General features: G+C 41.6%; 25 protein-coding genes and 1 pseudogene. 14 read left to right on the plus strand and 12 right to left on the minus strand.

Annotated features, from left to right (window positions below):
* Positions 1–39: 39 nt before the first annotated feature.
* The 7 genes and pseudogenes from ACRQ5D_RS01700 to ACRQ5D_RS01730 all read right to left on the minus strand — a co-directional run bounded on the left by ACRQ5D_RS01700 (position 40) and on the right by ACRQ5D_RS01730 (position 4714).
* Positions 40–615 (minus strand): hypothetical protein, encoded by a 576-nt coding sequence (locus ACRQ5D_RS01700; RefSeq protein ID WP_432328393.1) that lies wholly within the window; start codon positions 613–615, stop codon positions 40–42.
* Positions 616–680: 65 nt separating this feature from the next.
* On the minus strand, positions 681–1112 hold the full coding sequence (locus ACRQ5D_RS01705; RefSeq protein ID WP_432329682.1) for a hypothetical protein: 432 nt from the start codon (positions 1110–1112) through the stop codon (positions 681–683).
* 14 nt (positions 1113–1126) lie between these two features.
* Positions 1127–1276: a hypothetical protein gene (locus ACRQ5D_RS01710; protein WP_432329684.1), complete on the minus strand. Its 150-nt coding sequence runs from the start codon at positions 1274–1276 to the stop codon at positions 1127–1129.
* A gap of 72 nt (positions 1277–1348) precedes the next feature.
* Positions 1349–1827, minus strand: a pseudogene (locus ACRQ5D_RS01715) (AAA family ATPase); the annotation flags it as partial.
* 94 nt (positions 1828–1921) lie between these two features.
* Positions 1922–3301, minus strand: a complete 1380-nt coding sequence (locus ACRQ5D_RS01720; RefSeq protein ID WP_431199003.1) for a capsule assembly Wzi family protein — start codon at positions 3299–3301, stop codon at positions 1922–1924.
* 469 nt (positions 3302–3770) lie between these two features.
* Positions 3771–4007, minus strand: a complete 237-nt coding sequence (locus ACRQ5D_RS01725) for a hypothetical protein (RefSeq protein ID WP_090528506.1) — start codon at positions 4005–4007, stop codon at positions 3771–3773.
* 86 nt (positions 4008–4093) lie between these two features.
* On the minus strand, positions 4094–4714 hold the full coding sequence (locus ACRQ5D_RS01730; RefSeq protein ID WP_129571863.1) for a hypothetical protein: 621 nt from the start codon (positions 4712–4714) through the stop codon (positions 4094–4096).
* 148 nt (positions 4715–4862) lie between these two features.
* Here ACRQ5D_RS01730 and rpsF point away from each other — a divergent pair, with 148 nt between their 5' ends.
* The 5 genes from rpsF (at position 4863) to ACRQ5D_RS01755 (ending at position 8033) form a co-directional block, all read left to right on the plus strand.
* Positions 4863–5231, plus strand: a complete 369-nt coding sequence (rpsF, locus tag ACRQ5D_RS01735; protein WP_090528512.1) for a 30S ribosomal protein S6 — start codon at positions 4863–4865, stop codon at positions 5229–5231.
* The gene (gene rpsR / locus ACRQ5D_RS01740) at positions 5231–5494 is read left to right on the plus strand and encodes a 30S ribosomal protein S18 (protein WP_022833472.1); all 264 of its coding nucleotides are present in this window, start codon (positions 5231–5233) and stop codon (positions 5492–5494) included. Before rpsF ends, rpsR begins: the two co-directional genes overlap by 1 nt.
* Before the next feature lie 15 nt (positions 5495–5509).
* On the plus strand, positions 5510–5953 hold the full coding sequence (rplI, locus tag ACRQ5D_RS01745) for a 50S ribosomal protein L9 (protein ID WP_091166691.1): 444 nt from the start codon (positions 5510–5512) through the stop codon (positions 5951–5953).
* 206 nt (positions 5954–6159) lie between these two features.
* Positions 6160–6831 carry a monofunctional biosynthetic peptidoglycan transglycosylase gene (gene mtgA / locus ACRQ5D_RS01750; RefSeq protein ID WP_218117281.1) on the plus strand — a complete coding sequence of 224 codons (672 nt, stop codon included), beginning with the start codon at positions 6160–6162 and terminating at the stop codon, positions 6829–6831.
* Between the two features lie 116 nt (positions 6832–6947).
* A complete protein-coding gene (locus ACRQ5D_RS01755; RefSeq protein ID WP_091166689.1) occupies positions 6948–8033 on the plus strand; it encodes an alpha/beta hydrolase in 1086 nt (361 codons plus the stop codon).
* A 2-nt stretch (positions 8034–8035) separates the two neighbouring features.
* On the opposite strand, the gene ACRQ5D_RS01760 is transcribed toward ACRQ5D_RS01755, so the two are convergent.
* The 3 genes from ACRQ5D_RS01760 to gyrB form a co-directional block, all read right to left on the minus strand.
* Entirely contained in the window at positions 8036–8332 is a 297-nt protein-coding gene (locus tag ACRQ5D_RS01760; protein WP_091166687.1) for a YciI family protein, read from the minus strand.
* Positions 8333–8364: 32 nt separating this feature from the next.
* Complete coding sequence (locus tag ACRQ5D_RS01765) at positions 8365–8850, minus strand: YdeI/OmpD-associated family protein (RefSeq protein WP_431199007.1); 486 nt, start codon at positions 8848–8850, stop codon at positions 8365–8367.
* 283 nt (positions 8851–9133) lie between these two features.
* Positions 9134–11092: a DNA topoisomerase (ATP-hydrolyzing) subunit B gene (gene gyrB / locus ACRQ5D_RS01770; protein WP_091166682.1), complete on the minus strand. Its 1959-nt coding sequence runs from the start codon at positions 11090–11092 to the stop codon at positions 9134–9136.
* Between the two features lie 427 nt (positions 11093–11519).
* Between gyrB and ACRQ5D_RS01775 the strand changes: the two genes are divergently transcribed.
* Positions 11520–12113 (plus strand): OmpH family outer membrane protein, encoded by a 594-nt coding sequence (locus ACRQ5D_RS01775; protein WP_090528531.1) that lies wholly within the window; start codon positions 11520–11522, stop codon positions 12111–12113.
* A gap of 125 nt (positions 12114–12238) precedes the next feature.
* Complete coding sequence (locus ACRQ5D_RS01780; protein WP_091166680.1) at positions 12239–12718, plus strand: nucleoside deaminase; 480 nt, start codon at positions 12239–12241, stop codon at positions 12716–12718.
* Positions 12719–12829: 111 nt separating this feature from the next.
* Here ACRQ5D_RS01780 and ACRQ5D_RS01785 read toward each other — a convergent pair whose 3' ends face one another.
* Entirely contained in the window at positions 12830–13243 is a 414-nt protein-coding gene (locus ACRQ5D_RS01785; protein ID WP_091166679.1) for an RNA-binding S4 domain-containing protein, read from the minus strand.
* A gap of 1041 nt (positions 13244–14284) precedes the next feature.
* On the opposite strand from ACRQ5D_RS01785, the gene ACRQ5D_RS01790 reads away from it, so the two are divergent.
* From ACRQ5D_RS01790 to miaA, 7 genes are all read left to right on the plus strand, one after another.
* Positions 14285–15100: a 2,3,4,5-tetrahydropyridine-2,6-dicarboxylate N-succinyltransferase gene (locus tag ACRQ5D_RS01790; protein ID WP_091166675.1), complete on the plus strand. Its 816-nt coding sequence runs from the start codon at positions 14285–14287 to the stop codon at positions 15098–15100.
* Positions 15101–15241: 141 nt separating this feature from the next.
* Entirely contained in the window at positions 15242–15745 is a 504-nt protein-coding gene (locus ACRQ5D_RS01795; RefSeq protein WP_432328394.1) for a glycosyltransferase, read from the plus strand.
* Between the two features lie 83 nt (positions 15746–15828).
* On the plus strand, positions 15829–16365 hold the full coding sequence (locus tag ACRQ5D_RS01800) for a glycosyltransferase family 4 protein (RefSeq protein ID WP_431200929.1): 537 nt from the start codon (positions 15829–15831) through the stop codon (positions 16363–16365).
* Positions 16358–16927 carry an L-threonylcarbamoyladenylate synthase gene (locus ACRQ5D_RS01805; protein ID WP_091166671.1) on the plus strand — a complete coding sequence of 190 codons (570 nt, stop codon included), beginning with the start codon at positions 16358–16360 and terminating at the stop codon, positions 16925–16927. The genes ACRQ5D_RS01800 and ACRQ5D_RS01805 overlap by 8 nt, the downstream gene beginning before the upstream one ends.
* A gap of 341 nt (positions 16928–17268) precedes the next feature.
* Positions 17269–18681, plus strand: a complete 1413-nt coding sequence (locus ACRQ5D_RS01810) for a CCA tRNA nucleotidyltransferase (protein ID WP_091166669.1) — start codon at positions 17269–17271, stop codon at positions 18679–18681.
* A 41-nt stretch (positions 18682–18722) separates the two neighbouring features.
* A complete protein-coding gene (locus ACRQ5D_RS01815) occupies positions 18723–19382 on the plus strand; it encodes an IS1096 element passenger TnpR family protein (RefSeq protein ID WP_091166667.1) in 660 nt (219 codons plus the stop codon).
* Positions 19383–19442: 60 nt separating this feature from the next.
* Positions 19443–20381, plus strand: a complete 939-nt coding sequence (gene miaA / locus ACRQ5D_RS01820) for a tRNA (adenosine(37)-N6)-dimethylallyltransferase MiaA (protein ID WP_256337397.1) — start codon at positions 19443–19445, stop codon at positions 20379–20381.
* Positions 20382–20386: 5 nt separating this feature from the next.
* Here miaA and rfbA read toward each other — a convergent pair whose 3' ends face one another.
* Positions 20387–21250, minus strand: coding sequence for a glucose-1-phosphate thymidylyltransferase RfbA (gene rfbA, locus ACRQ5D_RS01825; RefSeq protein ID WP_091166665.1), 864 nt, complete (start codon positions 21248–21250; stop codon positions 20387–20389).
* Positions 21251–21388: the final 138 nt, after the last annotated feature.

Genomic DNA, 21388 nt, shown 5'->3' on the forward strand with positions numbered 1-21388 from the left:
ATTTTTAATCAAGTTCACTGCTCAGCATTTAAAACCCGGTTAATCAAAATCAAGATTAAACCGGCTCTTCAACTCCAGCAGCTGCGGGTTGCGGGCTGCCATATGCTGAAACTTTTCGGGCGCGGTATAAGGCTTACGTACTACCTTTTGTTCATCAACCCTGGCGTTTACCTCGATAGTAAAATTTTTAAGTGCACTGCGCAGGTAATTCAACATAACGGGCTTTTCATCCCTGAAAATATTTTCCTGCACCATATTGCCTACTATTACTTCAAAAACATAGGGCTTTAGCATGCGCGGCGCGCCCGCTGTAAGAACGGTTAGCAAAGTTTTTTTACCTTCTTTTTTTGCAAATGCAGCAAAATCGCTCCAGCATTGCAAAAAGGCATCCATGGTAAAATCCTCTTTATCCTCTCCTTTTAAATATGGGTCCTCTTCTTCAAGTAATTCTTCCTGCGTTTTAACTTCACCGGTTAATGAAGGGGTGAGCGTACTTCGCAAAGGCATTACTATCTTAGGCTTTTCAGCAGGCGATGTTATTGTTTCTTTTACCTGTACAGATGGCGTTACAACCTCTTTTGGTGGGGCACTGTATACCGGTGCGGCTTCGCTCACCACAGATACAGCAGGGCTTGCCTGCGCTCCGTTAACAGACGTTACTGTTGAGGTATCAGGTTTTTTTAGTCCCCGTCGGTCGCGGAAGTTACAGTGAGTGGTGTGGTTGCCAGGTTAAACACCGATGGCAGGTGGCACATCTTAAGTAATGCCAGTTCAACCTGGAGCCGTTGATTTTTGCTGAGCTTATAACTAATATCGCACTGATTGGCAATATTCATGGCCGAGAGCAAAAACGACACCGATGCCTGCTGCGATTGCTGCAGGTATTTTGTTTTAATGCCTTCACTCACCTCAAGCAGCTTTAATGTCGATTGATCCTTCCCCACCAACAGATTTCTGAAATGTTCAGAAAGCCCGGCTATAAAATGAGCGCCATCGAACCCGCGCGAAAGGATCTCATCAAAAAACAATAATACTTTAGCGGTATCTTCCTTAAGCAGGCTCCCGGTTATATTAAAGTAGTAATCGTAATCAAGTATGTTCAGGTTATCAATAACCGAGCGATAGGTTACCTTCCCCCCGAAAAACTCACGATCTGATCAAACATCGAAAGCGCGTCGCGCAAACCGCCATCGGCTTTCTGGGCTATGATATGCAGGCCGTCGGGTTCATAACCTATGCTTTCCTTGCCGGCAATTGATGCCAGGTGGTTGGCCATATCCTCAACCCTGATGCGGTTAAAATCAAAGATCTGGCAGCGCGAAAGAATGGTTGGCAGGATCTTATGCTTTTCGGTAGTAGCCAATATAAATATGGCATAATGAGGTGGCTCCTCAAGTGTTTTCAGGAACGCGTTAAAAGCGGCCTGCGACAGCATGTGCACCTCATCAATAATATAAACCTTGTAACGTGCCGCCTGGGGCGGATCCGTACCTGTTCAATCAAACTGCGGATATCATCAACAGAATTGTTTGAAGCAGCATCAAGCTCATGAACATTAAAAGAATTTCCGTTTTCAAAAGCCTTGCATGAAGCGCATTCGCCGCAGGCTTCGCCATTGGGCTGCAAATTGGTACAATTAATGGTTTTAGCCAGGATCCGCGCGCAGGTAGTTTTGCCCACACCACGTGGACCACAGAACAAAAATGCCTGTGCCAGCTGGCTATTTTTTATAGCATTTTTGAGCGTATTGGTTATATGTTGCTGACCAACAACGGTTTCAAAAGTAGCCGGGCGATACTTACGGGCCGAAACAATGAAATTATCCACAAGTGCTAAGGTAGTGAGAAATTAGATTTGGTGAAAGAGCGGTTTTGCTAATTTTTTTACACACCGGCCTCTTCACATGTTAAACCCGGCATTATTACATAAATGTTTTTGACAGCTTTAAAATAATACCAAACGAATTGTAAAGCAGGCCCCCATGATCATATGCCAGATCATATCCAACAGAATAACCATTTCTTAAAGGCCTCAAACCTTCAACAAACGTCGAATATTGATTCACTTTTTTAAAGGTACCATAATGGGGTGGATATTTTAACTTCCCTCCTAAAGAACGATATATTTCGGTGCCATTTTCAAATGTTCCCATATTTTTAGAATAGGATAATTTGGCTGTATAAAGCCAGTTGTTTACATAAACCTGCGTTGCAGCATGCAAAGCAAGTACCCTGTTATTTATAAAAAACTGCCATGTTTTTCCTGCTTTGCTCTTCACATCATTTATTGTGGTTATAAATGGCGTACCCAAGCCAATGTCATTATATGACCAACCCTCTGCATATTCATAATTATTATAATAATTTTCGGCGCCAGACTTGGTTGGTTTTGAACTTAATGTGCCGGCCTGGTTCGCCGTATATAAAAATTCGAATAAAAATTTCTTCCAGTAAAAACTACTCTGAATTGGTTTATTATTAACTAAGCTTATACCATTTAAACCATCGGCTATATTTGCAAGAGACTTTAAAGCACCTATGTCATAAAAGCTTTGACGATATACCGAAATTGTAAGTGCATCAAATTTATATTGAGCACCTATATCTATTGAACCTAAATGATTACCAACCTTACTGCCCTGATATAGTTTACCAGAAAGCACATACCAATAGGTGTCGACTGGAGACAATTCAAACCGTTTAAAAACACGCCTTTCATTTCCCCATAATGCTTCGTGATTATAAGAGGCCAAAAAATCAAATCTCCATGATGGCTTACCTATTTTTAAGGACAGGGTATTTTCCATGTAATAGCCTTTAAAATCTGACGGTTTTTCGCCTGTTCTTACTTTAACACTCCCTAAATACCCATTTGCCAAAGTTGCTTTAAATGCAAACAGTTTTCCCAAAACCGGGATACTATAAAAGTCAGGTATACCTAAACTTATCTTGGGGATACCCAAGGCATTACCAGAGATTGAAAAAGAACCTGAAGAAAGAGTTGAATCAACAAGCCCCACAATATCCTTTGAACGGCCAGCTTTCAATTCAAAAATACCGGCGTGGGCCTTTACAAATCCCTCAACTAAAATAAACTTGCTATTATTTCCGGCATTTCCTCTACCTTCAAAGGATGCGGCCCAGTCGTAAGTTTTTGTTGTATCATAATCTTTCCGAATTTTTCCGATTAAGCTACCGGACCCACCCGATAACGGAATACTGCCAAACTGATTTGCCCTTAACCAAAATGGCACTGAATTGTTGGTAGTGACAATGCCCTGGGCCTCCAGGCTAATATGCACATCCTGATTTTGTGCTTTTGCTAAAAAAAAGATAATAATATCGGCAATAAGACGACTAATTTTTTCATAACAGACAGTTTCGGCTAACGATTAATTTCAAATAACGAAAAATGATAATTTATTAAAAATAATATTGTTTTTTTATTAAAATCACATTTATAATACTATTACTAATACAAAAACAATTGTAATGTAGCAAATAAATTACATCATTCGCATTTTAACTTGAAATTAAATTTAACTATATGTTTAACCATATGAGATTCAGGTAGAAAAAAATTAAATCATGGAGAAAAAAATAGACACAAAAGAATATGCGCTATGATTGTTACGCAATTTTGTTTTAACTCAATTTGTGAAACAAATTGCCCTGATCACCTTTTAAGGCAACAACGGAAAATAAACAGGAATAAGCAAAAAGGAACTTAATATGTCGCGGTCAAACAAACAAGACTTAACACATAATATATTAAATATCATCATCAGGCAAATGATCATCATCTTCGGGGTCGGGCTCACCAATACTGCCATCAACCTGTATTTCATGCAGATCTTCTTTATCCTCAAGGATATCATCAAAATCTTCATCTTCCTGGTCATCCCAGTCGCCTTCAAGGGGATCATCCCCTCCGCCATACATTAAGATCTCATCGAAAGTAAGCGGATTGCTTGTTCCTTTTTCGGCTTGAATAGTTGCGGGTTGCATAGCTTATGAGTTTTTAAGTAAAACCATAAGCTATGCCATAAGTTTTAGAAAAAATTTTGTTTTTATCAACACAATTTCTCCCTCGTTTACAGAATATCTATCGATACTATTTCCTTTACAGTATAATACCCCTTGGCTTGCGGCAGATACACTTCCATATCCTTCCAGGTTATCTGGAGTTTTTTACCGGCAAGTTTAGCCGGTGAAGCATCTATAAATTTCTCAGACCCGGAAAACTGCCTGAGCCAGATAAATGATTTTTCGGCCGCTGCCTTATCTGTTATAACAATATAATTAAATCCCTTTGTATCAATCCGTTTAAATACGCCGGTAGTAACCTGGGTACCGGTATCCTCAGCATCGCCATCCTTTCCCATTTTCATGGCGAGTTGCATAAAAGATCCGCATTTTTGCTTCATCAGGTTTTTACCGATCTCCACGCCTACTTTACTCATTGCCGGTTCATCGGTTACCTCAACATTTTGCTCTTTGGCTACATCCATTAGCAAGTCGGCATGGTTTTCAAAACACTTTTCAAAAGCATCATTGGCAGCCTGTTTGGTAGATATCTTTGCCACGTCAATTTTGGACAATTCTTTACAAAGCGAATCAAGCAGGCGTTGTTGCGCGGGCCCTATTGTTTGTGCTTTTATTGCGCTGGTTGTTGTTAAAAAAAATGCGATAAAAAGGAGCAGGTTCTTTTTCATAATAATAATTTGACTGCTAATATAGCGCTGCCGGGCTAATTTGCTGTTATACACGTAGCATTTCATCTAAAAACATTTGATTGTTTCAATAATTACCTCTACATTTGCAGCCCCGTTATGGCGGGCAAATAATTAAAAATCAAGTATAATGCAACAGTACGAAATCGTGATCGTTCTAACCCCGTTGCTTTCAGAAGAGACTGCTAAAGAGGCAAATGCCAAATACAGCAAAATTCTTACTGATGGCGGAGCCGAAATTGTCCAGGAGGATAATTGGGGTTTGAGAAAATTAGCGTACCCAATCCAAAAGAAAACTACAGGGTACTATCACTTAACTGAATTTAAGGCTCCGGGTGAATTAATTAACAAATTGGAGATAGAGTTAAGGCGCGATGAGCGTGTTTTGCGTTTCCTGACCATTGCTTTGGATAAACATGCCATTGCTTACAATGACAAAAAACGCAGTGGTGCTTTTAACAAAAAACCAGCAGCTAAAGCAGAGGAGGCAGCAAACTAATGGCTAACGAACAAATTAAATACGTTACCGCTCCAAAGGTGGAGGATAACCGTAAAAAATACTGCCGTTTCAAAAAGAACGGTATCAAGTATATTGATTACAAAGACGCAAACTTTTTATTAAAGTTCATTAACGACCAAGGTAAAGTATTACCACGCCGTTTAACCGGTACTTCATTGAAGTTTCAGCGTAAAGTGGCTCAGGCTGTTAAACGCGCACGCCACATCGGTTTATTACCTTACGTTACAGATTCATTAAAATAATAGGAGATTTAAGAAATGGAAGTTATTTTAAAACAAGATGTAAAAAACCTGGGTGATAAAGACGATATCGTAAATGTGAAACCAGGTTATGGCCGTAACTACCTTTTACCAAAAGGCTACGCCATATTAGCTACTGAAAGCGCACGTAAAGTTTTAGCCGAAAACCTTAAACAAGCTCAATTTAAGCAAGAAAAAATCCGCAAGGATGCTGATGCTATTGCAGCTCGTTTAGAAGGTGTTAAACTTAACATTGGTGCTAAAGCCGGCGAAACAGGCAAAATCTTCGGTGCTATCAACACTATCCAAATTGCTGATGCATTGAAAAAAGAAGGTTTTGAAGTTGACCGTCGTCGTATCACTTTTGACCAGGAGCCAAAATTTGTTGGTGAATACGTAGCCAACATCAACCTGCACAAGGAAGTTAAAGTACAGGTTCCGTTTGCAGTAGTAGCGGAATAATTATATTTCGGAATTCGGAGTTTCGATTTCGGATTTCTGGAAAAATTTTAGAATTTTAGAGGGTGTTTTGCTAAAGCAAAGCACCCTCTTCTTTTATCAGGAAATATTTTATAACTGTGTTCAAATTCTTCGGCAAAAACAACCAAAAATCAACGTCGGGCAAACGGAATTCAAAATCGGATTCAAAGTTTTATGGCATTCCTAAATTGATATTCAGGATTTTTAAACTGATATTCATCCTGTTTTTCGGTTTAAGCCTTTTGGGCGTAATTGGTTACCGTTTTATAAACCCTCCTTTTACCTGGTTAATGATCGAACGCGGCTTCCAGCGTAAATCGGCAGGTAAGGAATGGAAGATAGATAAAAAATGGAAAGATTTTGACGAGATCTCCGACAATATGAAACGTGCCGCCGTTGCTGCCGAAGACCAGACTTTTTTAGAGCACCACGGTTTCGATTTTAACGCCATCGAAAAAGCCATCGAAAAAAATTCGCACAGTAAAAAACTAATTGGCGGCAGTACCATATCACAGCAGGTAGCCAAAAATGTTTTCCTTTGGGAAGGCCGTTCCATACTCCGTAAAGGCATCGAAGCTTATTTTACCATATTAATAGAAACCTTTTGGAGCAAAAAACGCATCATGGAGGTTTACCTGAACGAGATTGAAATGGGCGATGGAATATACGGTGTTGAGGCTGCTTCGCAGGCTTATTTTCACAAACCAGCCTCCGATTTAACCCGGCAGGAAGCTGCCGCCATAGCCGTGATTTTCCCAAGCCCGCTGAAATGGTCGGCCACCAACCCAACCAAATATTTAAGGCACAGGCAATACCTTATTATGAAAAATATGAAAAGGTTGGGGCCGCTGGATTTTTAGCCCCCTTGCCCCCTAAGGAGGGAATGAAAATTCCTTTCCCGGCATTCCTTTTTTATTTCAGCAACGCTGTAACCTTTTGTAAATTAAGACTATCTTAATTTATATAACCACACGCCATGTTGAAACAAAGTATCAAGACCAGCCTCTATCTACTTGCTTTTATCTTTTTCGCAAACATTGCTGCAGCGCAGGTTAAAAGCGATACCCCTGCCCCTTTTACGGACAAAGACATGGTGCAATGGGATTATCACTCAACAGTTATTGGTGAAGATTATACCATCTACGTACATTTTCCTCCGGGTTATGATACTACTAAAACCAAATACCCGGTGTTGTACGTGACTGATGGCGACTGGAACATGACCGTTGCCATGAACTGCTTCAACATGCTCCGGCAGGATTATGAAACCACTGAAGCACTCATTGTAGGCATTGGTTACGGCAGCCAACCAAACCAGCGCAGCCGCGATCTGAACCCCACAACCGGCGGACCAAAGTTCATATCATTTATTGAGCGGGAAGTAATACCATTTATACAAAGTAAATACCGTGTAAGCGATAATAAAGCACTATACGGTTATTCGTTTGGTGGCATGTTCACTACCATGGTACTGTTCGAGCATCCAAATCTATTTAATATGATCTTTATAGGGGCACCCGGCAACAGCGGAAGTGAACTAATCCCTTCGGCTAAAAAATACTTTGCCAATAATCATGACATTAACTGCAGGGTGTTTTTAGGCGTAGGTTCTTTTGAGCTCTTAACCAGCAAAAACATTCGGGATTTTAAAATCTACATGGAAAACCAGCATTGTAAAGGGCTTGATATTGCTATCGCAATCACCCCAAATGCCGGGCATGGGGCAGCATTGGCGCAAGTAATGCAAAACGCAATAAAATTTGCCTATTGTAAACAGCATAAGGCTATTGATATATCTGCAAAGCAACTGGAACAATATGCAGGAAATTACCAGATAGCAGGCGATGACAAAAACAAATTCAAGACTTATGTTGCTGAAGGCAAACTATACTTCGTCCAAAATGATGCAATACCTATGGTAATTGTGCCATATGCAAAAGCGTCGTTCTTTATGTACGAAAATGAACGGGCCGATATTACTTTCCATACAGAAGGCAACAAAATGTACATGGTTTTCAGCTTTCCAAATGAAAAACCAACCCGGCTGGATAAAGTAAACTAAACCTATTCTGCACCGTCCAGCAGCGCAGTTAAATCTGGGTGATACACAGGAGTTAAGAACTCGGTGACGGTAAATTCAGCAAGTTTATGCTTGTAAAAGGGATCTTCGGTAATGATCTTCTCTATTTGCTCCCTTGAGCCCGCAAAGGCCAGGATTACCCCACCCGTGCGCGGCACCTTAGGCCCCCAAACAACAAATACCTTTTCATCATAATATTTATTAAGATGCTTTAGATGGACCTCCATATAAGCATCAACCTCTTCAAGAGGGGCGATATACTTAAGATCGATGAAAAACATAAGCGTTAAGTTTAATATTCGGTATTGGGAATTTATTTGTACTTCCAGTGCCTTGATTTACCCTCAGTAAGCCACTCAGCGGCAGTTTCCATACGCTTAAGCCGGGTGGCCTCGGTTTTGGCCTCGGTTATCCATTCAATATACTCCTTTTTCTGCGAGTAGCTGAACTGGTTAAGGTTTAGCCAGGCTTGCGGATGGGCTTCTAAAAATTTCACGAAGTAGTCAGGTACCACCAACTCGTCGCGTTGAGCGGGCGGCTTCTTTTGGGAAGCCGGCCTGGGTTTATTATCTTCATTTAGGGCCATCGCCTGCTGTATAAACTCAATAAGTGCTTCCTTTGGAGGAAGGTCATCAATACTGGTCAGGCGACCGAAGCTACCTGCAGCCTGATCGGCCAGGCTCAATATCTTTTGTGGGTCATATAATAACGATGCCTTCCAAAAACCAAATGCGCAATGTTGTTTAAAAGCGGCCATATTGCAAACCACACCTTTGTAATCAAAAAAGGCATGCTCCATTTCATGGTTTCAATTATCATAGGCGAGGCTTCATGCACCACAGCTCTCAGATAGTTTAAAATCGGCTTTGCAAATTCGGGCGATTTTTCGATGTAGGCATCAATCCGGTTATCATAGTGTTCCATAATTAAAGTTAGCGATTACAACAGCTCCGGCAAAATTGATTTAAATACGCCCCGCCAAACCTGGCAGGGACCAAGCTCCTACAAAAAAACCCGCTTCAAAAGAAGCGGGTCTTAAAAATGTATCAACCATCCCTCCCCTGCAGGGGTCGGGGCATCGCTTACGAATCTATCTTAGCATATTTAGCGTTTCGCTCAATGAACTCGCGGCGTGGGGCAACTTCATCACCCATCAGCATGCTGAAGGTATGGTCGCACTCGGCGGCGTTTTCAATGGTAGCACGTTTAAGCGTGCGGGTAGCGGGGTTCATGGTAGTATCCCAAAGCTGGATATCGTTCATCTCACCCAAACCTTTATAGCGCTGCACGTGCACACTGTCTTCTTTACCGGCACCTTTAAGGCGCTGGATAGCAGCATCGCGCTGTACATCATTCCAGCAATATTCATACTCCTTACCTTTTTTAACCTGGTAAAGCGGCGGTGAAGCAATATATACATAACCGGCTTCAACAAGCTCCTTCATGTAACGGAAAAAGAAGGTAAGGATCAGCGTGGTGATGTGCGAACCGTCCACGTCGGCATCCGTCATGATGATGATCTTATGGTAACGGAGCTTGGTTAAGTTAAGGGCTTTATCATCTTCAGGCGTACCGCGGCTTACGCCCAAACCGGTAAACATGTTCTTGATCTCTTCGTTTTCGTAAATCTTGTGCTCCATGGCTTTCTCCACGTTCAGGATCTTACCACGCAATGGTAAAATAGCCTGGTACTCGCGGTTACGGCCCTGTTTGGCGGTACCACCCGCCGAGTCACCTTCCACAAGGAATAGCTCGCAAAGGGTTGGATCGCTATTGGCACAATCAGACAGTTTGCCCGGTAAACCCGAACCTGTCATTACACTCTTGCGCTGTACCATTTCGCGCGCTTTACGGGCGGCGGCACGGGCGGTAGCGGCAAGGATTACTTTATTTACAATCAGGCGGGCTTCTTTAGGGTTCTCTTCCAAAAAGTTACCCAAAATTTCACCCACAGCTACGTCAACCGCGCCCATTACCTCGTTGTTACCCAACTTACTTTTGGTTTGGCCTTCAAACTGAGGCTCCTGAACTTTTACTGATATAATGGCAGTTAATCCTTCGCGGAAGTCATCGCCGCTGATCTCAACTTTTACGTTTTTCAGCAGGCCCTCTTTATCGGCATAAGCTTTTAAGGTACGGGTTAAACCGCGACGGAAGCCTGCTACGTGCGTACCACCCTCAATGGTGTTAATGTTATTTACATATGAAAAAACATTCTCGCTGTAAGTATCATTATACTGCAGGGCAAGTTCAACCGGGATACCGCCCTTATTACCATCTACATAAATGGGCTCAGGGATGATCGATGTACGTGTTCCGTCCAAAAACTTAACAAACTCGCGCAAACCACCTTCTGAGAAAAACTCTTCGCTACGGAAAGTACCATCTTCCTGGGTTTCACGCTCATCGGTTAAACTCAGGCGAATGCCTTTGTTCAGGAATGACAACTCACGCAAACGGGCAGCAAGCGTATCATATTTATACTCGGTAGTGGTAGTAAAAATTTCCGGATCGGGCTGAAAGGTTTGGATAGTACCTGTTTTATCAGATACGCCAATTTCCTTAACGTCAAACATCGGCTTGCCGCGTTCGTATTCCTGGGTAAAGATCTTGCCTTCACGGTGCACAAGGGTCTTCACATGGGTTGATAATGCGTTAACGCAACTCACACCCACACCGTGTAAACCGCCGGATACTTTATAAGTATCCTTATCAAATTTACCACCGGCGTGCAAAACGGTCATTACAATTTCAAGCGCCGATTTACCCTCTTTTGTATTGATACCCGTAGGGATACCACGACCGTTATCTGATACGGTTATGGAATTGCCAACATGTATAGTAACTTTTATATCATCGCAATAACCGGCAAGGGCTTCGTCGATAGAGTTATCAACTACTTCATATACAAGGTGGTGCAAACCTTTAACACCTGTATCGCCAATGTACATCGACGGACGCTTACGTACCGCCTCTAAACCCTCTAAAACCTGTATGTTATCTGCTGAATAATTGGATTTATCCTGAATTTCTTCGCTCATATTTATTTAATGAAACAATCTTCAAAATTACAAAAAATACCCCGTATTAACGATTATTTGTGGATAAAAGTACTGTTGTGGAGAGTTGTCAGAACCGGGATTAGGGTGGATTTTCAGGATTTATTGGATTTTATTTGCCCTGCTGATTTTGTCTGAGCCCGAATTTTATGAAATTAAAGAATTTATCGAATTTGCTTATAGCTTCAAAAAGCTGGTTATTCCTTGATCCCTCCAAATCCCGGTTCAGGGAAAATCGGTGTAGTCAAAAATTAATCGGTGCAATCCCATAAACTAAACTAAAAATCAATCAACGTAATCTTTAAAAAACAAATCCGAAATCGAAAATCCGATATTCGAAATCATTAGGATACTTGCAATGAAAGATTATCTTTGTCAAAATTTTATAATAATTTTCAGATTGACAGAAATGAAAACCAGTGCTTCAGTTTTAACCAAACTTACTTTAGGATTAGCAATTGCAGGTAGCGTTGCGGCCTGTACTCAAAATAAAACCGCCGATAAACCGGCTGCTGCAACCACAGCAACTCCTGATAAAGAAACTATTGTTTATGTAAACTCTGATTCTTTATTAAACAAGTACGATTACTTTAAGGATATGTCAAAACGCCTTGAAGAAAAAGGAAAAGCATCACAAACCGACTTGCAAAACCGCGGTCAAGCATTTCAACGCCAGGTTGCCGAATACCAGAAAAATCAGGCTACCATGCCGGCTGATCAACGCCAGGCTACCGAGCAACAGTTACAGCGTAAACAACAGGAATTACAAGGCTACTCTCAAAATGCAGGTGCCGAATTCCAAAACGAGCAAGCTTCTGAAAATGCTAAACTGTATGATAAAATTGCCGACTTTGTAAAAGGTTATGCTAAAGAAAAAGGCTACAAACTGGTGTTAACCTATTCAAAAGCCAATCCAACCGTATTGTATGGTGATCCATCTTTAGATGTTACCGTTGACGTTGCCAAACGCCTTAACGAAGCTTACGCTAAAGACAAAAAATAATATCCTGATTTGAAAATTTGATGATGAAGTAATTTGAACATTACAAGTCATTTTCAAATATTCAAATTGACACATTTTCAAATTAAAACCTCAACTTCGGTTGAGGTTTTTTAATTTAGGGCAATATGGAAAATACGGTACACGAAAAATTTATGCGCATAGCCATTGAACTGGCCGAAGACAATGTAAAGCGCGGAATGGGCGGGCCTTTTGGGGCCGTAATTGTTAAGGACGGCATGATCATAGCCCGCAGCGCCAACCGTGTTGTACCCACTAATGATCCTACCGCACACGCCGAAGTCTCGGTGATCCGCCTGGCCTGCCAGGAACTGGGAACATATAATTTATCAGGCTGCGAAATTTATACCAGCTGTGAGCCCTGCCCAATGTGCCTGGGCGCTATTTACTGGGCACGTATAGATAAAATTTATTACGCCAATACCAAAGCCGATGCCGCTGCGATAGGGTTCGACGATCATTTTATTTATGATGAACTGGGCTGCACCATGGAAAAACGCAAGCTTCCTTTTGTCCAAATCCTTCGTGATGAAGCGCTAACTGCCTTTAAACTTTGGGAAACAACCGAGCATAAAGATCATTATTGACCGGAATTTGAGGGGGTAAATTGGTCTGAACCCGGATTTGTAGGATTTATCAGATGGGCAGGAATTTGATTCACATTTGCAAATCAAAATCCATCAATCCCTAAAATCTGCTTAATCCTGGTTCTCCTCCTGCTCTTCAAAAAAATTATCTTTCAGGTCATCAATTTCGCGCCTGTCGGCCTTAGTGGGACGGCCCGTGCCACGATCACGCTTCAGTATCGGGGCATGGAACATTGATTTAAAGGCCTGGGTTTGTTCAACAGGAGTTATATCTTCATAAAAATTCACGGCCGTTTTGGCGTCTACCCGGTTTTCCAACAAGCCGGTTACCTTCACTACCTTGCGCTCTATACCTTTTGCTACCTGGTAAACATCACCAATTTTCACCTCGTATGACGGCTTGATGTTTTTACCATCCAGCTTGATGCGGCCGGCCTTACAGGCATCAGAAGCAAGCGTACGGGTTTTAAACACGCGGATGGCCCACAGGTATTTATCTATTCTCAGTTTCTCTTTTTCGGCCATAACATTCAATTGCTTTTACACCGATTATCCGGTCGGCCGGCTAATTTACCAATATCATTTTACGTACAAATAAAAGCATCCATATTCGGGAGATGCTTTACAGCTGAAACGCAACTTGCCACGCCGCTATCCCGACGGTGGTATAAGTATAAAGCCTCAAATTTACGGCTTTTAAAACGGCTTTGCCAGAGATTATTGTAGTTATCAAAAACCTTTTATGATCCGGTACTTTTTACAACTTACTTGGGCAGGTCTTTTTTAATGAACTTATGATAAAGATGTTCGGCATAACCAACGCTAACATAATCAGGAAATTTCCAGTGTGGATAATAGCGTCTTTGGATGTATTTGAGAAAGCTAAAAAGCAAAACGCAAAAATAAGCAGCAAAGCCAGGCCAAGTAAAATAATGGCAATTAGTACAAATGGGGTCATACCTGGGAATAATTTGGGTAACAGTAATAAATTAAAAGGTAAAACAATTATACCAATACTCATCCAAGGTAACAGATTGATATAACAGCAGTTGCACGATAAGTAAAGTACTAATGTTTAATACTTTATAAACTTATTTGCCAGCAACACTAACAAACAACAATAAATAAACGCTCTTTTAAAATCAAGTTATTTACCCAAAAATCCAATTATATCCCTTGGAATTATAGCTATAATCGCCCGTTGAAATAAAAAAAGTAAGCCTCCCCGACACTCGCTGTCCGGAAGGCTTTGACACCTAATTAGTTTAAACGTTGGTTTCCGTTTATATAAAATTAAGGCTTACTTAATGTATTTTTATGCAGTATTAACTAATTGTCCGCATATTGTATAAATGTGTAATATCAAACACATAAAGGCCCAAATACTAAACGCAACTTGCTATTACACTCAAGGCTTCCTCAAAGAATCCATAATACTTTGTCAAGGCCTTTCCTGCACTTAGTTGTAATTAATCTTTCAACTCCCGCCGCTCTTTCATGACATTCAATCTTTTAAAACATATTTCCTTAAAAATCCTTTAATTTGCCAAAAGTTTAATTTCACCAATGCAAGATCTTAAAAAACTGATTGAAGAGGCCTGGGAAGACAGGAACCTGCTGAACTATAATGAATACACCAACGCCATTGAAACCGTTATTGACCGTTTGGACAAAGGCGAGATCCGTGTGGCCGAACCCATTGGCACACGCTGGCATGTAAATGAGTGGATTAAAAAGGCGGTTGTTTTGTATTTCCCGACCAGGCAGATGGAAGAAATTAAAACCGGCCCTTTTGTTTTTCATGACAAAATGAAACTCAAAACGGATTACAAGCAAGCCGGCGTTCGTGTTGTACCTCATGGTATTGCCCGCTACGGTGCCCACCTGGCTAAAGGCGTCATCATGATGCCATCATACGTAAACATTGGCGCTTATGTTGATGAAGGTACCATGGTTGATACCTGGGCTACTGTTGGCTCATGCGCGCAGATTGGTAAACACGTACACTTAAGCGGTGGTGTTGGTATTGGTGGTGTGTTGGAGCCGCTACAGGCTGCCCCGGTTATTATTGAAGATAACTGCTTTATTGGTTCACGTGCAATTGTTGTTGAGGGCGTACATGTTGAACATGAAGCTGTATTAGGTGCAAACGTGGTGTTAACCGCATCAACCAAAATCATTGATGTTACCCACAGCACCCCGGTTGAATATAAAGGCCGCGTACCTGCCCGCTCAGTAGTAATTCCGGGTTCATATACTAAAAAGTTTGCTGCCGGCGAATACCAGGTGCCTTGCGCCCTCATCATCGGTACCCGTAAGGAATCAACCGATAAAAAAACGTCATTAAATGACGCCCTGCGTGAAAATAACGTAGCGGTATAATTATAGATATGAGATATCAGATGTGAGATATGAGATTTTGCATGGTAAAGATTCCGGCAATACCTTTATTTCACATCTGCTATATTCCTCTGAGAATGCAGCATTTCTCACGTCTCATATCTCACATCTCATATCTAAAACATGAAGATAGGATACGATGCTAAACGGGCTTTTTACAATAATACCGGCTTAGGTAATTACAGCCGCTGGTTAATTAAAGGCATAGCGTCGCTCAATCTATCCAACCTTTTATATTTATATACGCCAAAGGCCAAAGCTAATCCACGGCTTAATTTTATTGGCGATTATCCCAGCATTCGCACTGTTACCCCAAAAAGCAAATGGTTCACTTCATGGTGGCGTAGTAAAGGAATTATCAAAGATTTAAAACGTGATGGTATTGAAGTGTACCATGGTTTAAGTCACGAGTTGCCTTCGGGAATCGAACATACCGGCATTAAGTCGGTTGTTACCATGCATGACCTGATCTTCATGCGTTATCCGAAACATTTTGGTGCGGTTAATTACCGTATTTACCTCGCTAAGGTTAAACATGCCTGCCGTGTCGCGGATCAAATTATCGCCATAAGCCAAAAAACAAAGGATGATCTTGTCGACCTGCTCACCATCGCCCCCAAAAAATAGAAGTTGTTTACCAGGGATGTGACCCTTCATTTGCAATTGAACAAACCGCCGCGCAAAAATCGGCAGTAAAAGAAAAATATAACCTGCCCAACCGCTTTATTTTGAGTGTTGGCACTATTGAAGAACGCAAAAACTTGCTGTTAACCGTTATGGCTTTAAAAAACGTCAATGACATACCACTGGTGGTAATTGGCAAAGAAACCCAATACACAGAATTGGTTAAAACGTATATAACGGCTAATAACTTAAACCACCGGGTAATATTTTTAAAAGACGTTACCTTTGCAGAGTTACCTGCTGTTTATCAACTGGCATCGGTGTTTGTTTATCCATCACGGTACGAAGGATTTGGTATACCCGTGTTAGAAGCTTTAAACTCCGGCACGCCGGTTATAGCAGCAACAGGCTCATGCCTTGAAGAAGCAGGCGGGCCAGGCAGCCTGTATGTGAACCCTGATGATGATATCGGTCTTGCTGAAAAACTAAACCAGGTGCTTAGTGATGATGACTTAAGGCAAACCATGATAACCAAAGGCCGCGCTTACGCAGCTAATTTTACCAATGATAAACTAAGCCTGCAATTAATGCAGCTTTACCAAAATATTTTGAACCATGCTTAGAGACGAAGTAGCCAAGGCTTTTAAAATTGTACAAGAGGGTGGCATCATCCTTTACCCTACCGATACCATTTGGGGCATAGGCTGCGATGCCACCAACACCGAAGCCATTCAAAAGATCTATCGCCTAAAACAGCGCGATGAGGCCAAAAGCATGATCATTTTGCTGGATACCGAAAACAAGCTGGAAAGCTATATCAGTGAAGTAAACCCGCTGGCTTTTGAATTGATTGAATACGCCGAAAACCCCTTAACGCTGGTGATGCCGGGCGCCAAAAACATTTCTCCGGCATTAATTGCTGCCGATGGCAGCGTGGGGATCAGGGTTGTAAAAGACACCCCTTTTTGCCAGCAATTGATTCAGCGTTTACGCAAACCTTTGGTGTCAACATCAGCTAATATTAGCGGTAAGCCCTCGCCGCAATATTTTTCGCAAATAGACCAGGAAATTATTGATGGTGTTGATTACGTAGTTGATTTGGAGCAGCATAGCAAAGAGATCAAAACACCGTCAACCATCATGAGGCTGGCTCCTGATGGGCGGTTTGAGTTTTTGCGTCGTTAACGAGGGATCAGAGGCTGGAGATTAGTGATTAGTTAAAAAGGTGTTTTTGAAGATATGTTTTAACAGAAACATTTTTATAAATTCTTTTGTGTAACCCCTCTACATATTCAATATACTGACTATCAATTATTTAAATAAAATAATTAAAATTGTGTTAACCCTATTAACCCCCTGTCGTGCAGAAAGCCGGAAGTATGAGGTCCAAAGTTTGAAGTCTGAAAGTTTTGTTTATTAAGTGGAAAGATACTTAGGACTTTCGACTAAGACTTTTGACTTTACCGGGGCATTTTACCAATTAATCTTACCTTTGTACCCTTATTAGCGTTTTTAAGCATCCAACTATGCAACAACACCTCAGGCATCCCGTATTTTCTGTTATATCCCGTTTGGCGGGCGAACAAAATGTACAGGCCTATGCTATAGGTGGTTTTGTGCGCGATATTTTCCTGAACCGCCCGTCGAAGGACATTGATATCGTAATTATTGGCAACGGTATTGCTTTTGCCGAAGTTGTTGCCAATACGCTTAGAGTTAAACTGGCGGTTTATAAAAACTTCGGTACGGCTTCGCTCAAATACCGCGATTTGGAGATAGAGTTTGTTGGCGCCCGCAAGGAATCGTACCGTCGCGACTCGCGCAAGCCAATTGTGGAGAATGGCACTTTGGAAGATGATCAGAAACGCCGCGATTTTACCATCAACGCGCTGGCTATTTCCCTCCACCCGGATACTTTTGGCGAGTTGCTTGATCCCTTTAACGGCATTGCCGACCTGCAAAACAAGCTGATCCGCACGCCGCTTAATCCTAACGAAACATTTTCTGATGATCCGCTGCGTATGATGCGGGCCATCAGGTTTGCTACCCAGCTTAATTTCAGGATTGATGATATCGCTGTTGAAGCCATTAAAACCACTGCCGACAGGATCAGCATCATATCGCAGGAACGGATTACCGATGAACTGAACAAGATCATCCTGTCGCCGGTACCATCAATCGGCTTTAATTATTTGTTTGATACCGGACTGCTGCATAAGATCTTCCCGCAAATGGTAGCCCTTTACGGGGTTGACTATGTAGATGGCAAAGGTCATAAGGATAACTTTTACCATACCCTTCAGGTGCTTGACAACATCTGCGAAACTACTGACGACCTGTGGTTACGCTGGGCTGCTATACTGCATGACATAGCCAAACCCGCCACCAAACGTTTTGAGCCCAGCCACGGCTGGACCTTTCATGGTCATGAAGACCGGGGCGCACGCATGGTGCCCAAGATCTTCACCCAGCTTAAGCTGCCGCTTAATGAAAAAATGAAGCAAGTTCAAAAGTTGGTGCAACTGCATTTAAGGCCCATCGTACTTTCACAATCCATAGTTACCGATTCAGCAGTGAGGCGTTTGCTTTTTGAGGCAGGGGACGATATTGAAGCACTGATGTTGTTGTGTAAAGCAGACATCACCACCAAAAACGAATATAAGGTTAAAAAATATCGTAACAATTTTGAGCTTGTTCAACAAAAATTAAGAGACGTTGAGGAGCGCGACAGCATCCGTAACTGGCAGCCGCCGGTTACCGGTAACGATATCATGACCATATTTGGGATAAAAGAAGGCCGCGAGGTAGGAATAATCAAAAATCAGATCCGCGAAGCCATATTGGAAGGCGAAATTCCCAACAATCGTGAGGCCGCGTTAACCTTTACAATCAGCAAAGGCATTGAAATTGGCTTAAAAGTTGTGACTACCCCAAATTAAATTAAAACATTATTATTTTTGTCCAAAATCTACAATAAACAATGGCAGTATACAGGTTCAGGGTTACTTTTGAAGACTACGATGACGTTACGAGAGAAATTGATGTAAAATCAAATCAAACTTTCGAAGATCTTCACCGCGCAATTCATCAGTCAACTGGTTATAATCCGGAATTTTCTTCATCATTTTATATCAGTAATGATCAGTGGACTAAAGGTGAAGAAATAACTTACCTGCCTAACCAAAGGCGTATTGACCGTGGTGTATCATTAATGAATAAAGTAAAGCTGTTGAGTTTTATTGATGACCCGCACCAAAAATTTTACTATACATTCAATTTCGATCGTCCGTTTGATTTTCATGTGGAACTGATGAAGATCATTTTAGATGAAACGCCGGGCACCACTTACCCTGCCGTTGTAAAATCAGTTGGCGAAGCGCCTAAACAATTTGGCAATGCATTTAACGCTACCGTTTTACCGCCTGTTACCGAAGACTTCGACTTTCTGAACGAAATGGCCTTTAACCCGGAGGATGCCGAAGATTTTTCGGAAGTTACAGATACCGATGACCTGCCGGAAGAAAAACACAGCGGCGGCGAAGAAGAAGAGGAAGAAGATGAGTTCGGCAATGAATTTAGCGATGATGAAGGCTTTGATGATGATGAAAGGCCTGGCCGTGGCGGTAGCGACGATTATTAAACTTAGCACATGGTTCATAGTTGATAGTTCATGGTTTTTACCCAAGTTACATTTTAAACTATGAACTATGAACCATCATCTATGAACCCTCTTTCCCCAACCCTCATTGTAGTTGCCGGCCCTACCGCCATAGGAAAAACGGCTGCGGCTATTAAGCTGGCACAGCACTTCAATACAGCAGTTGTTTCGGCCGATTCAAGGCAGTTTTTTAGAGAAATGACTATTGGTACTGCCAAACCGGATGAAAGTGAGTTGGCTGCCGCCAAACACTATTTCATTAATTCGCATTCTATATCTGAAAGTTTTTCTGTAGGCGATTTTGAAAAACAAGGCCTTAGCCTTTTAGATGAACTTTTTAAAGTACATGATAAGGTGATCCTGGCGGGAGGGTCAGGTTTATACATTAAAGCTATTTGTGAAGGCTTTGATAACTTGCCCGTAGCCGATATTTCAGTACGTGAAAAACTAAACCAACAACTGGAAAGAGAAGGAATTACAACATTACAAAAACAACTACAACAGGTCGACCCGGATTATTATACCCAGGTCGACCTTAATAATCCTCAGCGTATCATCAGGGCGCTGGAAGTTTTTGAAACCTCAGGTAAACCATTTTCATCTTACCGCAACGCTACTGTAAATAAAAGACCTTTTAACATTATCAAACTGGCGCTTGATATGCCCCGCGAAAAACTATATGAGCGTATAAACCTGCGCGTTGATCAGATGGCTAAACAAGGGCTAGCGGAAGAAGTAAAGTCCCTCCTGCCCCACCGTGAATTAAATGCTTTAAATACGGTTGGCTATTCGGAGCTGTTTGATTATTTTGATGGAAAAACCAGTCTTGATGAAGCGCTCTTGCTTATAAAACAAAATACCAGGCGCTTTGCCAAAAGGCAGCTTACCTGGTTCAGAAAAGACAAAGACTTTATTTGGTTTGATGCCGGTGCTCCCGATGTTATTGACCAGATGGCTAAAGCCATTGAAACTTCCGCATAATTATTTTATTGCGGCAGCAGGCTTTGTAAATATTTGCCGTAACCACTTTTGATATACTTGTTAACTAACAGCCGCAACTGATCGTCATTGATAAACCCACGGCGGTAAGCAACCTCCTCAATACACCCGATTTTGGTTGACTGGCGTTTTTCGATCACGCGCACATATTCAGTAGCGTCGCTCAATGAATCAAACGTACCCGTATCTAACCAGGCTGTTCCCTTATCCATAACGCCAACATGCAAGTTACCCTGTTCAAGGTAAAACTTGTTAACATCGGTAATTTCATACTCACCCCGGGGTGAGGGTTCAAGATCTTTAGCTATTTGGATTACCGAATTATCATAAAAATAAAGGCCGGGTACTGCAAATTTCGATTTTGGCTGCAATGGCTTTTCTTCAATTGACAATGCCCTGAATTCGGCATCAAATTCAACCACGCCATAGCGCTCCGGATCTGCCACATGGTAAGCAAAAATAGCAGCACCCTCAACGTCATTGAAGCTGCGGATCAATTCGTTAAATCCGGTACCATAAAATATATTATCGCCCAATATCAAAGCTACTTTATCATCGCCTATAAATTGCTCGCCAATAACAAAAGCCTGGGCAAGTCCATTAGGCTTTTCCTGTATAGCATATTCAAATTTACAGCCTAACTCTGTGCCATCGCCCAGCAACCGTTTAAAACCGGGATTATCTTCGGCTGTGGTAATGATCAGAATTTCTTTGATATCCGCCTGCATCAAAACCGATAATGGGTAGTATATCATTGGCTTATCATAAATAGGCATCAGTTGTTTACTGATTGCCCTGGTTATAGGATAAAGTCGGGTGCCTGACCCTCCTGCTAAAATAATGCCTTTCATATTTGATTATACTAATTTTTAAATAAACATCCCGAAGTTAGTATATAATAATGCTTCCGTAATATCAGGGCCCATTATTATACTGTTGAACAATGCTATCAGGTATAAAGTTGGTATTTATTGTTCAATATGCAAACT

The organism is Mucilaginibacter sp. P25 (assembly GCF_050859465.1).
GTDB classification, from domain to species: domain Bacteria; phylum Bacteroidota; class Bacteroidia; order Sphingobacteriales; family Sphingobacteriaceae; genus Mucilaginibacter; species Mucilaginibacter gossypii.